At 72.7% G+C, this 14,424-nt stretch carries 11 protein-coding genes; 5 read left to right on the top strand and 6 right to left on the bottom strand.

Features of this window, described 5'->3' with window-relative positions; genetic code table 11:
• Positions 1 to 130: 130 nt before the first annotated feature.
• Positions 131 to 262 (bottom strand): hypothetical protein, encoded by a 132-nt coding sequence (locus ACZ6KY_RS27710; protein ID WP_103550476.1) that lies wholly within the window; start codon positions 260 to 262, stop codon positions 131 to 133.
• 204 nt (positions 263 to 466) lie between these two features.
• Positions 467 to 1,900, bottom strand: coding sequence for an MFS transporter (locus tag ACZ6KY_RS27715; protein ID WP_469312982.1), 1,434 nt, complete (start codon positions 1,898 to 1,900; stop codon positions 467 to 469).
• 67 nt (positions 1,901 to 1,967) lie between these two features.
• On the opposite strand from ACZ6KY_RS27715, the gene ACZ6KY_RS27720 reads away from it, so the two are divergent.
• Complete coding sequence (locus tag ACZ6KY_RS27720; RefSeq protein ID WP_469312983.1) at positions 1,968 to 2,942, top strand: LysR family transcriptional regulator; 975 nt, start codon at positions 1,968 to 1,970, stop codon at positions 2,940 to 2,942.
• Between the two features lie 27 nt (positions 2,943 to 2,969).
• On the opposite strand, the gene ACZ6KY_RS27725 is transcribed toward ACZ6KY_RS27720, so the two are convergent.
• A complete protein-coding gene (locus ACZ6KY_RS27725) occupies positions 2,970 to 3,512 on the bottom strand; it encodes a GNAT family N-acetyltransferase (protein WP_469312984.1) in 543 nt (180 codons plus the stop codon).
• A gap of 178 nt (positions 3,513 to 3,690) precedes the next feature.
• On the opposite strand from ACZ6KY_RS27725, the gene ACZ6KY_RS27730 reads away from it, so the two are divergent.
• Entirely contained in the window at positions 3,691 to 4,578 is an 888-nt protein-coding gene (locus ACZ6KY_RS27730; protein WP_469312985.1) for an alpha/beta fold hydrolase, read from the top strand.
• 101 nt (positions 4,579 to 4,679) lie between these two features.
• Here the strand turns inward: ACZ6KY_RS27730 and pruA are convergent, their stop codons facing one another.
• Together pruA and ACZ6KY_RS27740 are read right to left on the bottom strand one after the other, a co-directional pair.
• A complete protein-coding gene (gene pruA / locus ACZ6KY_RS27735) occupies positions 4,680 to 6,311 on the bottom strand; it encodes an L-glutamate gamma-semialdehyde dehydrogenase (protein ID WP_469312986.1) in 1,632 nt (543 codons plus the stop codon).
• A 129-nt stretch (positions 6,312 to 6,440) separates the two neighbouring features.
• On the bottom strand, positions 6,441 to 7,367 hold the full coding sequence (locus ACZ6KY_RS27740) for a proline dehydrogenase family protein (protein ID WP_469312987.1): 927 nt from the start codon (positions 7,365 to 7,367) through the stop codon (positions 6,441 to 6,443).
• 163 nt (positions 7,368 to 7,530) lie between these two features.
• On the opposite strand from ACZ6KY_RS27740, the gene ACZ6KY_RS27745 reads away from it, so the two are divergent.
• Positions 7,531 to 8,802 carry a PucR family transcriptional regulator gene (locus tag ACZ6KY_RS27745; protein WP_469312988.1) on the top strand — a complete coding sequence of 424 codons (1,272 nt, stop codon included), beginning with the start codon at positions 7,531 to 7,533 and terminating at the stop codon, positions 8,800 to 8,802.
• Positions 8,803 to 8,833: 31 nt separating this feature from the next.
• On the opposite strand, the gene ACZ6KY_RS27750 is transcribed toward ACZ6KY_RS27745, so the two are convergent.
• Positions 8,834 to 9,406, bottom strand: a complete 573-nt coding sequence (locus ACZ6KY_RS27750) for a TetR/AcrR family transcriptional regulator (protein ID WP_469312989.1) — start codon at positions 9,404 to 9,406, stop codon at positions 8,834 to 8,836.
• Between the two features lie 122 nt (positions 9,407 to 9,528).
• On the opposite strand from ACZ6KY_RS27750, the gene ACZ6KY_RS27755 reads away from it, so the two are divergent.
• Complete coding sequence (locus tag ACZ6KY_RS27755; RefSeq protein WP_469312990.1) at positions 9,529 to 11,124, top strand: MFS transporter; 1,596 nt, start codon at positions 9,529 to 9,531, stop codon at positions 11,122 to 11,124.
• Between the two features lie 320 nt (positions 11,125 to 11,444).
• Positions 11,445 to 14,420, top strand: coding sequence for a helix-turn-helix transcriptional regulator (locus tag ACZ6KY_RS27760; protein WP_469312991.1), 2,976 nt, complete (start codon positions 11,445 to 11,447; stop codon positions 14,418 to 14,420).
• Positions 14,421 to 14,424 lie beyond the last annotated feature (4 nt).

The raw sequence follows: 14,424 nt of genomic DNA on the forward strand, positions 1-14,424 counted from the left end.
CCCCCCCCCCCCCCCCCCCCCCCCCCCCCCCCCCCCCCCCCCCCCCCCCCCCCCCCCCCCCCCCCCCCCCCCCCCCCCCCCCCCCCCCCACCCCCGCGGGCGCGGCTCCCGGTCGAGAGGGCGGCGGGTCTCAGTGGCCCGTCGCTCCGCCGTTGTCCCTGCGGTCGAGGGCGCGCTGGAGCGCGGCGGCGGCGTTCTTGCGGTCGGACTCGCTGCTCGTGCGAGAGAGGTGACGGACTCGGCGGACGGTCGTCTCGGCCATGATGAATCGACTCCTTGCCTCCGGCGGGACCCACGCGGGCGGCCGGAAGTGCGGTGAGGGATTTACGAGACGCCGGAAGGGGCGGGGAGCGGTGCCGCAGGGGTTGCCTGCCAGGGGCTCCGGCTCACGACCGCCATTCGCTTGGTCGAGCGAGACGTTCGGCTCCTACAAAGCTAGGCGAGGACCGGGCATCTGTCTCCACAATTACTCGGACTTCCTACTATCTGAGACGGCGGATCGCGTCACACCACCCCGACCTGGGACAACGGTCCGCACGGCGTCACCCGCCGCGGGGTGCAGTCGCAGGGCTCCCACCGTCGGCAGCAGGCACAGCGCGCCCAGCACAACGAATGCGACGGCGTACGCCGAGCGCACTCCGTCCGTCAGTGCCGCGCCCCCGCGCAGCGCGACCGTGGCGATCGCGATCCCGAGCCCCGCGGCCAACTGGTGCGAGGTCGCGAAGAGGGCGTTCGCGTCGCGCAGCCGTTCCTCACGCGTCTCGCTGAACGCGATCGTCGCGTAGCCGCTGAGTCCGACCGAACGGGCGACACCGCCGACGGCCACGACGATCCCGATCACCGCGACCGGCGTCGTCGCCGTGAACAGCGCGCAGCCCGCGGTGGTGACCGCGAGCCCCAGGGTGGAGACGACCAGCAGCGGCCGGAATCCGAACCGGTTGATCAGATACGTCGTCGCCGGCTTGATGCCGATGTTGCCCACGAAGACGAACAGCACCACGGCGCCCGATTTCACGGCACTCCACCCGAAGACCTCCTGGAACAGCAGGGGCAGCAGGAAGGGGAGGGCGGAGACGACCGCCATGCAGAGGGAGCCGTCGAGCGCCGCGGCCCGGAAGGACGGGACGTCCAGGGTGCGCAGGTTGACCAGCGGATACGGGGCGCGCAGCAGACGGCGTACGGCCGCCGCCAGGGCCACGACCGCGACGGCACCGGTCACGACCGTCTGCGCCGAGCCACCGCGGCCCCCGGAGACCAGATGCGCGGTCCAGGTCAGGGCGGCGAGACCGACACAGGTGAGCAGCATGCCGGGCACGTCGAGCGGCGGAGCCCCACCCGGCGCGCCCGGCGTGATGAGCCGACGGGCGACGAGCAGGGCGAGCACCCCGAGCGGCACGTTCAGGAGGAAGATCCAGTGCCAGGAGGCGTACGTGGTGATCACGCCGCCGAGCAGCGGCGCGACGACCGGGGCGGCGAGACCCGGCCACACGATGTAGGCGACCGCGCGCGGAAGGTCCCGCTTGGCGACCCCGGTGACCACGACGAGCCGGCCGACCGGCACCATCATCGCGCCGCCCGCGCCCTGGAGAACCCGGGTCACGACAAGGACGCCGAGGCCGGGCGCGAGGGCACAGGCCAGTGAGGCGAGGGTGAACACGGTGATCGCGGCGAGGAGGACGCGACGCGGGCCGAAGCGGGCGGTGAGCCATCCGGAGAGCGGGACGAGGACGGCGAGGGTGACGAGATAGGCCGTGATGATCAGGCCGACCGAGGCAGGTGTGGTGTGCAGGTCTGCGGCTATCTGCGGAGCGGCTGTCGACACGATCGTGCCGTCCAGCATCTCCATGAAGAAGCAGCCGGCGACCAGGAGCGCGGTGCCGCGCTGACGCGAATCCATCATGGGTCCAGGTTCGGGGCGGATCACTACTGCACACAAGGTCCGATTGCTTCACGTAGCATTGCGTCCCATGCAGTATTCGCGACCCGCGCCCCCCGCGCCGGACAAGGCGGCCCCCCTCCCGGACATGAACCTGCTCCCCGCCCTCGACGCCCTCCTGCGCGCGGGCAGCGTCGCGGGCGCGGCGGCCGAACTGAGCGTGTCCCCCTCGGCGATGAGCCGCACCCTGGGCCGGCTGCGCCGGGTCGTCGGCGATCCGCTCCTCGTTCCGTCGGGCCGGGGCCTGGCCCTCACGCCCCGCGCGCAGGAGATGCAGAGCGGGGTACAGGCGGCACTGGCGGTCGCGGTGGACGCTCTGCGCCCGCCTCGCGATCTCGAACTCAGGACTCTGCAAAGGGAGTTCAGGGTCCGCACGAACGACGGGGTCGCGATGTCCCTGGGTGCCCCGCTGTTGGAGCTGGCGGCCCGGGAAGCGCCCGGCGTACGACTGCGACTGTTGCCCGAGGGCGATGAGGACCCGGCGGACCTGCGCACCCATGTCGACCTGGACGTGGGCGAGTTGCCGGAGCCGCTGCCGCACGACGTGCGCAGCGCCGTCCTGCGCGTTCACCGGTACGTGGCCGTCGCGCGCGCCGACGCCCCGTTCGCGCGGGGCCCGTTGACCGCCACCCGCTTCGCCGCGCTGCCCCACATCACGGTCACCCGGCGCGGCCGCACGCACAGCGTGGTGGACGAACGCCTGGCCGAACTCGGCCTGGAACGCGATGTCCTGGCCACCGCTCCCACCTATGGGGCAGCCTGTTTCTTCGCTCTGCGCACCGACGCGCTGGCCCTGGTCCCCTCGGAGGTCGCCACCGAGGCGTCCCAGGTGATGCCACTCGTGGTCCTGGAGATTCCGCTGGACCTGCCGGAGGTGGTATCGGCGCAGGCGTGGCACGTACGGCTGGACGCCGATCCGGCGCACCGGTGGCTCCGGAAGGCGCTCGCCCGCGTGGCGACCGGCGGGATCGACCCCGCCTCGGACGCGGGGTCCGCGACCGGCTGACCGTTGCGCGGCCGACGCCGGGCCCGGTCAGAGCACGTCGCCGTCCCGCCAGTCGAAGACCAGCGCGTACGCCGGGTCGAGCGGACCCAGGGCCGCGCCGGGGCGGACGAAGGTGGCGCCCTCCTCGCCGGGAAGGCGGACGGCTCCGTCCGGAGCGAGCACGCAGACATGGCCCGGCCAGAGCTGCCAGCCCCGGGCCGCGTACAGGGCGGCCCCGTCCTCGCTCGCGGAGAGCGCGCCGAGCCCGTAGGCACCCTCGACGATCCGTTCCAGTTCGGCCATCACCCGCCCGCCGAGCCCCGTACGGCGCACGTCCTCGCGCACGCCGACCGCCTCCACGTATCCGACCCGCAGCGAGCGGCCGCGGTGCAGGACGCGCCGCTGGATCACCGAGCCGTGCGCCGCGAGGCCCCGGTCGTCGCGGACCAGGACATGCAGGCCGCCGAGTCCGTGATCCCAGTCCTCGTCCCTGAAGTCCCCGTCGAAGGCGTCCTCCAACAGGGCGCGGGCGGCGCGGAGTTCGGCGGGGGCGAGGTCCGCCGTGTGGGCGGTCCGCAGTCGGGTGGCCATCCGGCAAGTATTCACACGGGGGGGGCAGGAATCCCATCCCCCTCACGTGACCGAACCGGAAGGCGACGCCCACCCCGCACAGATATCTAACTGCTCAAGGCCGCTTGACCGGTTATTGAACCTCGTGGTGAACTGATCTCACCACCAAAGAGGTTTTCAGGGGTTAGGGGATCCGATCATGAGCAGTCATCCGGTACACCGCAGCCACCCGGTCCACCACCGCACCACCACCGTGCGCGGCCACCGGATCGCCTACCGCGAGGCCGGCCCCGCGGACGCGCCCGTCCTGCTCCTCCTGCACGGCTTCCCGACCAGTTCGCACATGTTCCGGGACCTGCTGCCGCTGCTCGCCGACCGCTTCCACCTGGTCGCCCCCGACCACCTCGGCTTCGGCCGCTCGGACGCCCCGGCCGCCACCGACTTCCCGTACTCCTTCGACCGGCTGGCCGAGATCACCGAGGAGTTCACCGAGCGGCTCGGCCTCAAGGAGTACGCGCTCTACATCCAGGACTACGGCGCCCCGATCGGTCTGCGCCTGGCGCTCGCGCACCCCGAGCGGGTGACCGCGATCATCACGCAGAACGGCAACGCGTACGAGGAGGGGCTGGGCGCCGAGGCCTGGGCGCCGGTGCTGGCGCTGATCGCGGAGCGCACGCCCGGGACGGAGGCGCCGGTCCGGGCGATCAGCGCTCCGGACGGCATCCGGTGGCAGTACCTGACCGGCGTCCCGGACCCGACGCTGGTCAGCCCCGACGCCTACGAGCACGACACGGCCCTGATGGCCCGCCCAGGCCAGCCCGAGATCCAGCTCGACCTGATCTCCGACTACGGCTCCAACTTCGCGCTCTACCCGGCGTTCCAGGAGTACTTCCGCACCAGCCAGGTCCCGCTCCTGGCGGTCTGGGGCGGCCACGACGAGATCTTCGTCCCGGAGGGCGCCCTCGCCTTCCGCCGCGACCTCCCCGACGCGGAGATCCATCTGCTCCCCACGGGACACTTCGCCCTGGAGACGCACGCGGACCAGGCGGCCGCGCTGATCCGGGACTTCCTCGGCCGGCACGTATGAGGCGAGGGCGCGCGGTGAGGACAGGGCACCGTGCGGACATGGAACCGCCCCCGTCCACGGACGGGGGAGACCGTGGGCGGGGGCGGAGTCGGTGAGGGCTGTCAGCCCATGTGCGGGTAGCCGTAGTCGGTCGGCGGAACCAGCGTCTCCTTGATGGCGCGGGTCAGCGTCCAGCGCATCAGGTTCTGCGGGGCGCCGGCCTTGTCGTTGGTGCCGGAGGCACGGCCGCCGCCGAAGGGCTGCTGGCCGACGACGGCGCCGGTCGACTTGTCGTTGATGTAGAAGTTGCCCGCCGCGTAGCGGAGCTTCTCCATCGTGTACGCGGCCGCCGCGCGGTCGCCGGAGATGACAGCCCCGGTGAGCGCGTAGTCGGACGCCGACTCCATCTGGGTCAGCATCTCGTCGTACTTGTCGTCCTCGTAGACGTGCACGGCGAGGAAGGGACCGAAGTACTCGGTCGTGAAGACCTCGTTCTCCGGGTCCGAGCACTCGACGACGGTCGGGCGCACGAAGTAGCCGACGGAGTCGTCGTACGAGCCGCCCGCGACGATCGTGCAGGTCGGGTCGGCCTTCGCGCGGTCGATGGCCGCCTTGTTCTTGGCGAAGGACCGCTCGTCGATGACCGCGCCCATGAAGTTCGACAGGTCGGTGACGTCACCCATGGTCAGGTGGTCGACCTCGGCCGCGAACTCCTCCTTGAAACCGGAGTTCCAGATGGAGGCCGGGACGTAGGCGCGGGAGCTCGCCGAGCACTTCTGGCCCTGGTACTCGAAGGAACCGCGGGTCAGGGCGGTCTTGAGGATCGCGCGGTCCGCCGACGGGTGGGCAACCACGAAGTCCTTGCCGCCGGTCTCGCCGACCAGACGCGGGTAGGAGCGGTACTTCTCGATGTTGTTGCCGACCGTCTTCCACAGGTACTGGAAGGTCTTGGTCGAGCCGGTGAAGTGGATGCCGGCGAGGTCCCGGTGCTCCAGGGCGACCTTGGAGACCTCGATGCCGTCGCCGGTGACGAGGTTGATGACGCCCTTGGGCAGGCCCGCCTCCTCCAGGAGCCGCATCAGCAGCACGGCGGCGTGGGTCTGCGTCGGGGACGGCTTCCACACGACGACGTTGCCCATGAGCGCCGGAGCGGTGGGCAGGTTGCCGGCGATGGCCGTGAAGTTGAAGGGCGTGATCGCGTAGACGAAGCCCTCCAGCGGACGGTGGTCCATGCGGTTCCACACGCCCGGGGAGTTCGCCGGCGGCTGCTCGGCGAGGATCTGGCGGGCGTAGTGGACGTTGAAGCGCCAGAAGTCGACGAGCTCGCAGGGGGTGTCGATCTCGGCCTGCTGGGCGGTCTTCGACTGGCCGAGCATGGTGGAGGCGGCCAGCGTCTCGCGCCAGGGGCCGGCCAGCAGCTCGGCGGCGCGCAGGATGATCGCGGCGCGGTCGTCGAAGGCCATCGCGCGCCAGGCCGGAGCGGCGGCGAGGGCCGCGTCGACGGCGTCCTGGGCGTCCGCTTGCGTGGCGTTGGCGTAGGTGCCGATGCGCGCCTTGTGGTTGTGCGGCTGCACGACGTCGAACCGGTCGCCGCCGCCCATGCGCCGCTCGCCGCCGATGGTCATCGGCAGGTCGATCGGGTTCTCGGCCAGCTCCTTGAGCTTGGCCTCCAGGCGGACGCGCTCGGGCGAGCCGGGGGCGTAGCCGTGCACCGGCTCGTTGACGGGGGTGGGGACCTGGGTCACAGCGTCCATTTTTTCCGTAACTCCTTGAGTCGAGCGGGTGTTCGGTCTCAGCCCTTGGTGAGGATGGAACGAGCGCTGTGCCTGCCCGGGGGACGCCCCCCGGACCCCCGGCCGAAGCCGCGGCACAGCCAAGTGGAATCAGCCACGTGTGATCATGCTTCGCAGGAAGAACACGAGGTTGGCCGGCTTCTCGGCGAGGCGGCGCATGAAGTAGCCGTACCAGTCGGTGCCGTACGCGGTGTAGACGCGCATGCGGTGGCCCTCGGCGGCGAGCCGCACGTGCTCGTCGCTGCGGATGCCGTAGAGCATCTGGAACTCGTACTCGTCCAGTTTGCGCCCGGCCGTGCGAGCGAGCTCCTGGGCGATCGAGATGAGCCGCGGGTCGTGGGACCCGATCATCGGGTACCCCTCGCCCTCCATCAGGATCTTCAGGATGCGGACGTACGCCTTGTCGGTCTCGGCCTTCTGCTGGTACGCGACCTCGGCGGGCTCCTTGTAGGCGCCCTTCACCAGACGGACGCGGCTGCCGCTCTCGGCGAGGCGGCGGGCGTCGGCCTCGGTGCGGAACAGGTAGGCCTGGATGACACAGCCGGTCTGCGGGAAGTCCTTCCGCAGCTCCTCGTGGATGGCGAACATCGAGTCGAGGGTGGTGTGGTCCTCGGCGTCCAGCGTGACGGTGGTGCCGATGGCGGCGGCGGCCTCGACGACCGGGCGGACGTTGGCGAGGGCCAGCTCGTGACCGCCCTCCAGCGCCTGTCCGAACATCGACAGCTTGACCGACATCTCGGCCTTGGTGCCGAGGTCCAGCCGCTTCAGCCGCTCGATCAGCTCCAGGTACGCGTCACGGGCGGCGTACGACTGCTCGGGGGTCGTGATGTCCTCGCCGACGACGTCCATCGTGACTTCCAGGCCCTTGCCCGTGAGGTCCTTGATGATCGGGACGACCTGGTCGACGGTCTCACCGGGGATGAAGCGGTCGACGACCGGCTTGGTCACCGGGGCGGCCGAGATCAGACGGCGCATCTTGTCGCTGCGCGAGGCGGCGAGAATCACGGGACCCAGCACGGGGCACCTCCACAACGAAGTCAGCAGGAGGCCGATCCCGACGACTCGGGTGCGGCACGGAGAACCACCGTGAAACCTAGGGATCTCTCCGATCCTGGGCCATCGACAGCTGTCACGCATCCCTGCCCCGGATCTCAGACATTTGTATGAAGGGCTCTCGGAAATGCGCGAGAATGCCCGGGTGGGCGGTGAATACAGAGGCGACTACCAAGAGCTGGTCGACGAGATCTCGGCGCTCCTCGGCGTCCCCGCGACGCTGGAGAACCGCGATTTCGAGCTGATCGCCTTCGGGGCGTACGACAGCGAGGGCGATCTCGATCCCTCCGCCCTCGACCCCGTGCGCACCCGCTCGATCCTCACCCGCCGGTCCACCACGGCGGTCCGCACCTGGTTCGAGGGCTTCGGCATCACCCGCGCGACCGGACCCGTCCGTATCCCGCCGACCCCGGAGGCCGGGGTCAACCGGGGTCGGATCTGCCTCCCGGTCCGCCACCGGGGCATCGTCCTCGGCTATGTCTGGCTGCTCGACGACGACCCGGGCCTCACGGACGCCCAGCTGACCGGCGCGATGGAGGTGGCCTCCCGCATCGGCGCGCTGCTCGCGGACGAGGCCCAGGCCGGCGCGGATCTCACCCGCGAGCTGCGTGCCGTCCTGACCGCCGAGCGCGGCTGGCAGCGCGACATGGCGGTGGCCGAGCTGCGCACGGCGCTCGGCCCGCGCGGCGACGGCCTGCACACCGTGGTGTGCGTGGCGCCGTGGCCCTCCGCCGACCCGGACGACGCCCCGTCCGCCCGTACGGTGCCGGGGGCGACCGCGCTGTGCACCATCCCGTGGGGCACCACCGGCCAGAGCCTGGCCCTGCTGGTACGGCTGCGTTCGCCGGAGGTCCTGACCCCGGCACTCACCGCGGCCACCCGGTTCGTACGGGAGGCGGACGGCGGACGCCGCGAGGGCGGGTCCACCGGCTCCGGGCGTCCGGGATCGTCCACCGACGGAACACCGGCGGCCGCCTCCCCCGCCGGGACGGCGGCTGCCGGGATCGCCGGGGCACGGGTGGGGCTCGGCGAACTGGGGGCCGCCTGGCACGAGGCGGCGGCCGCCGCGCGGGCCGTGCTGGCGGAGCCCCGGCTCGGCCCGGTCGCCGAGTGGGGGGCCATCGGACCCTTCCGGCTCCTCACCGCGCTCCCCCGGGACGCGGCCCACGACCCCGTCGTACGGGCCCTGTTGGCCCCCGCACACCGTGAACTCGCCCGTACCGCCGAGGTTTTCCTCGACCGGGCGGGCCAGGCCGGTCGCACGGCGGCCGAGTTGGGCATCCACCGCCAGACGCTCTACTACCGCCTGTCCCGCGTGGAACAGCTCACCGGCCTCGACCTGGACGACGGCGAGGACCGGCTGCTGCTGCACATGGCGCTGAAGGGGGCGCGGCTGTGACGACCGCCGCCCCCGAGGGACGGCGGGCGCGTCAGGTCCTGGTGGCGGCCTCGATGATCTGCCGCAGGCCCTCCGTCAGTACGTCCCCGTCGGGGGCGGTCTTCGGGTCGAAGGTCCACTGCGCGATGAGGCCCGACATCAGGGTCATGTAGAAGCGGCCCAGCGTGTCCGCGGTCTCGTCGGACACCTCCTCCTCCGGCACGCCCATGAGGAGCGCGACCAGGCCCCGCCCGCCCTCCAGCTGGGCGCGGGCCAGATGGTCGCGCACCTCGGGCAGCTCGATGGTCATGACCTCCATGCTGAGCCGCCAGAGCGAGCCGGGCTCCCGCATGGTCTCGGCGATGTTCGACCACACCTCCCGGAACCGTTCCAGCGAGCCGGGCGCGCCTTCGATCCCGGCTCCCCCGTCCCCCTCGAAGGGCATCGCTTCCACCAGCGAGATGTACGCCTGCGCGAGGAGCGCGTCCTTCGACCCGTAGTGGTAGCCGATCGACGCGAGATTCGTCCCCGATTCCTTGACGATGTCGCGCGCCGTGGTGCGCGCGAAGCCCTTCTCCAGCAGGCAGCGCTTGGCGCCTTCGAGCAGATCCTCACGGTGTCCCATGCCGGCCAGCCTACCGCGATTCAGACAACCGTCCCATACGGACGTCAAAGACTGTCGTATAGGACGCTCGTCCTATACGAACGTACTAGACAAGTGTTTAAGACGTACGTACAGTCCCCGTCATGACGAACCCGACGAGCACGACCACCGCCTCCGGCGCCCTGGCCGGCCGCCGCGAATGGACCGCCCTCGGCGTCCTGATGCTTCCGCTGCTCCTGGTCTCGATGGACGTGTCGGTCCTCTACTTCGCGATCCCCTCGATCAGCGCCGACCTGGAGCCGAGCGGCACCCAGCAGCTGTGGATCTTCGACATCTACGCGTTCGTGCTCGCCGGCCTGCTGATGACGATGGGCTCGCTCGGCGACCGCATCGGGCGCCGCAGACTGCTCCTGTTCGGCGCCGCCGCGTTCGGTACCGCCTCGGTGCTGGCCGCCTACGCGAACAGCGCCGAGACGCTGATCGCGGCCCGCGCGGTCCTCGGCCTGGGCGGCGCGACCCTGATGCCGTCGACGATGGCGATCATCCGCACGATGTTCACGGACCCCGGGCAGCGCGCGAAGGCGATCGGCCTGTGGTCCGGCGTCATGACCGGCGGCATCGCCCTCGGTTCGGTGATGAGCGGTGTCCTCGTCACGTACTTCTGGTGGGGCTCGGTCTTCCTGGTCAACCTGCCCGCGATGGCACTGCTGCTGGTCCTCGGCCCGTTCCTGCTGCCCGAGTCCAGGAACCCGGAGCCCGGCCGCTTCGACCTGCTCAGCGTGCCGCTGTCGATGGCCGCCGTACTGCCGGTGATCTACGGCGTCAAGGAGATCCCCTCCGAGGGCTGGAAGACCCAGTACGTCGCCTCGGTCCTCGTCGGCCTGGTCTTCGCCGCCCTGTTCGTCCACCGTCAGCGCACCGCGAAGTCCCCGCTGGTCTCTCCCGCCCTGTTCCGCGGCCGCGGCTTCGCCCCCGCCGTCGCGCTCAACCTGATCGCCTCCTTCGGCATGCTGGGCTCCGCGTACTTCACCACCCAGTACCTCCAGTCGGTGCTCGGCAAGAGCTCCATGGAGGCCGCCCTGTGGGCCCTGCTCCCCACGGTCCTGGTCGGTGTGGCCGCGCCGGTCTCCGCGCAACTCGTGCGGAAGGGCGTCCACCGCGCCCATGTCGTCTCCGGCGGCTTCGTCATCGCCGCCTGCGGCTACGGCCTGCTGGCCTTCGCCGGCACCGGCTCCCTCTGGCTCGTCCTGGCCGGCGCGGGTGTCCTCGCGTCAGGAATGGTCATCGTGATGTCGCAGATGATGGACCTGGCCCTCGGCACCGCCCCCGTCGGCAACGCGGGCTCGGCCTCCTCCCTGCTGGAGACCGGGGCGGAGTTCGGCGGCGCCCTCGGCATGGCCGTCCTCGGCTCCATCGGCACGGCGGTCTACCGCCACGGCGTCCCGGCCGGCGCCCCGGCCGCGGCCCACGAGACGCTGGGCGGCGCGCTGGCCGTGGCCGGGCAGCTCCCGGGCGACACCGGCCAGGCGTTGGCCACCGCCGCACGGGACGCGTTCACCGACGGCATGCGGGCCGCGGCCGTCGCGGGCACGATCCTGCTGCTGGGCGCCGCGGCCCTCGCCACGGCGACCCTGCGCAAGGTGTCGGTGCGCGAGGCCGACGGAGCCCTTGGGGCCACGGCCGACCGGCCCCTTGAGGCAGCGCCGTCCGAGCAGGACAACGGCCTGACACCCGCCTGACACCCGCCCTCCGGGAGCGCGACGACCTGAACTCCCGTCCGCCGGGCGGGCCGGACCACTCCGGCCCGCCCGGCACCGGCATGGGCTCGGAGGGATCCCGGCACGGCGCTGCGGCCCATGAAGGAGGCCGACGTCGACCTGCGCTGCCCGAACGCGCTCGCCCGGCGCCCCCGCCCGGCATCCCCGCGCGCGTGGGGCCGCCGCGGCTCCCGGACCTGCCCGGTGACCGGCTCCGGGCCGGGAACGGGCCCGGAGCGGAGCGGAACCCCCGGGAGGCCCGGTGCCGGGGAGTTGTCGGTGGGGCGTGCCAGGATGGGTTTGTGGCACAGACATTCGGGGCGCCGTTCATCGGCCGGGGGGACGAACTCGCCCGGCTCACCGGCGTGCTGGAGCGCGCCAGGGGCGGTGACCCGCGCGCGGTCCTGGTGGCCGGGGACGCCGGCGTCGGCAAGACCCGCACGCTCACGGAGGCCGCGGCGCACGCGGCCGCCGCCGGGACGACGGTCCTGACCGGTCACTGCGTGGACCTCGGTGACGTGGGCCTGCCGTATCTCCCGTTCACCGAGATCCTCGGCGCGGCGGCGGCCGACGACCGCTTCGCCCCGGCCCTCGCGGCCCACCCGGCGGTGGACCGGCTGACCGGCTCCGGTTCGGGGACCGGCACCGCACCGGACCCCGGCGGCCGGCTCCAGCTCTTCGAAGGCATCGCCGGCCTGCTCGCCGACCTGGCCGACATCGCCCCGCTCCTGCTGATCCTCGAAGACCTCCACTGGGCGGACCAGTCCTCCCGCGACCTGCTCCGCTTCCTGCTCAGCCGGGGCGTGCTCCAGCGGCCCGCGCCCGGCGGCCCCGCCCGCCGCCTCGCGGTGTTCGCCTCGTACCGCGCGGACGACCTGCACCGCCGCCACCCGCTGCGCCCGCTGCTCGCCGAGCTGATCCGGCTGCCCGCCGTCGACCGGCTGGAGCTGCGGCCGATGGCCGACGCGGACGTGGCCCGGCTCGTGCGCGCGCAGCGCACCGGCCCGGTCTCCGACACCACGGTCCGCCGCATCGTCGAGCGCGCCGAGGGAAACGCCTTCTACGCCGAGGAGTTGCTCGCCGCGCTGCCCGGTGACGAGGACCCCGCCTCCTCCGCCATGCCCAGCGGACTGGCCGACGTCCTCCTCATCCGCATCGAGCAACTCTCCGACACCGCCCAGCAGGTGTTGCGCACAGCCGCCGTCGCGGGACGCCGCGTCGAGCACGACCTGCTGCGTGCCGCCGTACAACTGCCGGAGGACGAGCTGGAGTCGGCACTGCGCGAGGCCGTCGGCCACCAGCTCCTGGTGCCCGGGGACGACGCGACGTACTCGTTCCGGCACGCGCTCACCCGCGAGGCCGTGTACGCGGACCTGCTGCCCGGCGAACGGGTGCGACTGCACAGGCGGTTCGCCGGACTCCTGGCGGGGCCCGCCCGTTCGGCGCGGAACGCGGCGGAGCGCGCCCATCACTCGCGCGAGAGCCACGACCTGGCCGACGCGCTCACCGCCTCCCTCGAAGCCGCCGACCACGCCCAGCGCGTCGGCGCGCCCGCCGAGGAACTGCGCCAGCTGGAGGCCGCGCTCGAACTGTGGCCCGCGGTGGACGCCGCCGCCCGGCCCGAGGGCGGCGGCACGGTCGCCCTCACCCTGCGCGCCTCGGCGGCCGCCGCCCGCGCCGGTGAGACCCATCGCGCGGTCCATCTCACCCGCGACGCGCTCGCCCGGGCCGGTTCGGACGCCGACTCCGAACTCGCGGCCCGGGTGCGGTACACCCTCGCGGGCAACCTGATGCGGATCGACAGCCTGAAGGACGCGTTCACGTACAGCAGCGAGGCGCTCGCGATGATCCCCGCCGAGCCGCCCTCGTACACCTGGGTGTGGGCGGCGGCGACCCATGTCATGGCCGCCCGCTATGTGGGGCGCGACCAGGATGCCGAGCGGGTCGCCCGGCAGGCGCTGGCCACCGCCGAGCGGCTCCGACTGGCCGACGCCCAGGCCGACTTGACGATCTCCCTGGTCGGCATGGAAGCGGACAACCGGCGCACCCCGAAGGGCCGCGAACGGCTGCGTCACGCCCGTGAACTGGCCCACGGCGCCGGGAACTTCCCGGTGGAGATGCGGGCGCTGTTCAACCTCGCCATCGGGGCCTACGAATCCGGCGACCTGGACGAGTGCCTGACCTGGCTCGGCGACGGCGTGGACCGCGCCCGCCGCGCCGGTCTCCTCTCCTCGCCGTACGCGCTGGAGCTGCGTTACCTCCAGTCCCTGGTGCTCTACACCCTGGGCCGCTGGGACGAGTGCGTGCGAGCGGCCGCCGAGGACGCCGAACTGCTGCCGGTGGCGGGCGGGTTCGCGACGGGTCCCGCCCTGTACGTCGCCCTCGCCCGCGGCGAGCACGAGGCGGCCGTCAGCGGGGCCCGCGTGCTGCTCGACCGGCCGTTCGACTGGATGGCGACGCTCGTCGCGAGCATCGTACTGACCGACGCGGCCGCGCGGCGCGGCGACGCCGAGGAGTCCGTGCGGCGGCTGCGCACCGCGGCGAAGGCCCTCACGGACGTCTCCGGCGCCGACCTGCCTCCCGTCGTGGTGCGGCTCGCCGCGCTCGCGCTGTCGGCGGTCGCGGACGCGGCCGAGGAGTCACGCCGGTCCGGCGGCCCGGCGGGCGGCGACCGCTGGGCGGACACCGCGACCGAGCTGGTGGAGCTGGCCAGGAGCGCGGCGGCCCCGGGCGGAAAGGGCGCCGAGCAGGGGCCCGAGGGCCTGGCCTGGCTCGCCCGGGCCGAGGCGGAGTGGCTGCGCGCCCGCACCGGTCCGGACGTGGCGGCCTGGGAGCGGGCCGTGACGGCGTTCGGCTACGGCGATCCGTACGAGCTGGCCCGGAGCAGACGGCGGCTCGCGGAAGCGCTCCTCGCGGCCGGCCGCCGCGAGGAGGCCGCCGAACAGGCCCGCGCGGCCCATGACACCGCCCTGCGTCTCGGCGCGGCGCCGCTGAGCGAGGCCCTGGACGCGCTCGTCCGGCGGGGCGGCCTCGCCGAGTCCCCGGCAGCCGCGGAGCGGATCGCCGCGCTGACCGCCAGGGAGGGCGATGTGCTGCAGCTGCTCGGCCGGGGGCGCACCAACCGCCAGATCGGCGAGGAGCTGTTCATCAGCGGCAAGACGGCGAGCGTCCATGTCTCGAACATCCTCGCCAAGCTGGGCGCCGCGAGCCGCACCGAGGCCGTGGCCATCGCCTACCGCGAGGGCCTGATCGAGCCGGAGACGACACCGTCCGTATGAAGGC

This window comes from Streptomyces sp. NPDC042002 (genome assembly GCF_055588305.1).